This window comes from Rhodopirellula maiorica SM1 (assembly GCF_000346295.1).
GTDB classification, from domain to species: domain Bacteria; phylum Planctomycetota; class Planctomycetia; order Pirellulales; family Pirellulaceae; genus Novipirellula; species Novipirellula maiorica.
The window spans coordinates 1-1,076 of the sequence record NZ_ANOG01000555.1; the positions used below are offsets into that span (position 1 = coordinate 1).

The 1,076-nt window shown below is 54.6% G+C and carries 1 protein-coding gene and 1 pseudogene; one reads left to right on the plus strand and one right to left on the minus strand.

All coding sequences use genetic code 11. The features are described from left to right. On the plus strand, positions 1–480 hold a 480-nt coding region (locus tag RMSM_RS41035), incomplete at its 5' end, for a hypothetical protein (protein WP_008699212.1). An 89-nt stretch (positions 481–569) separates the two neighbouring features. Here RMSM_RS41035 and RMSM_RS42725 read toward each other — a convergent pair. Then, positions 570–1,076: pseudogene (locus tag RMSM_RS42725) on the minus strand (ATP-binding protein); the annotation flags it as partial.

The following is a 1,076-nucleotide window of genomic DNA, read 5'->3' on the forward strand; positions in this document are numbered from 1 at the left end:
GAAAGGGGCGAGCTATCGCAGATCAAGGCAGTACTTGAAAGCATCAGGCCAGCCACGCAAACAGTAAGTGTTGAAGAACTGGCGTATTTCAATAGTAGCCAACGACCCGAACTGGAGGAGGCTGAGAGCAAAGCAGAAAGGCCGAGCGTTATGCCGATCTGGCGCCGAAATGCGTTCACGGCCGCAACGGCCAACTCTGAAGGGAGGCGAGCATATCTCGTAGGAGACGGGCCGAGAAGCGAGAAGGTCCACCTGATTGTAAAAATGGCACTGTGGCGCGGGCGATCGATCAACCAATATGACCTTGTTGACGGGACCAGACTAGGAAAGGTCCGGGCCGCGAAGAATACGGACATCGACGACTTCAAGTGCAGAGGGTACGAGGTTAAGGAACCATACTATGCGGAGGGTGAAACCGAGCAATGGGTCAAGTATGGGATAGTGCAGGCGCACAAACTTGGTTTGAAGATTGAAAAATGATATTGGGATCGCCTGTTTTTCAGTTTGCGTGTGAAACGGTACCAGTTGGAGAAGGTGAGCCTGGTTCGGCCCGAGTGGTACTGTTTGACTTAAGCTTCTTCGGTCGTTGACTCGGTTGGCGCTTTGGTACTGTTTGAAATTTTTCCCGAATTTCCCATCCGGTAACTTCGACCTGTGATCTGCATCACATCGCTATGGTGCAGGAACCGGTCCAGGATCGCCGTCGCACTGGGCACATCGCCGATCAGCTTGCCCCATTCCTCCAACGGACGGTTGCTCGTCATCATCGTGCTGCGGACGTCGTGCCGACGCATGATCACCTCGAACAAGTACTCGCCGCTTCATTTGGGAAGTTGCTTCATTCCCATGTCGTCGATAATCAACAAGTCCGGTTCGAGATACCGTTTGAGAATCTTCTCGTGACCATCGAGCGCCTCGTCGTGAAGGAAGTCACGAACAACGTCAAAGATGCTGCGGTAATACACCGTCATCCCGGCGCGGATCAGCGACAACCCGATCGCCTGGGCCAGATGACTTTTCCCGGTTCCCGGAGGCCCCAGCCAGAGCACGTCACGACGCTCGCGGACGAACCGGCC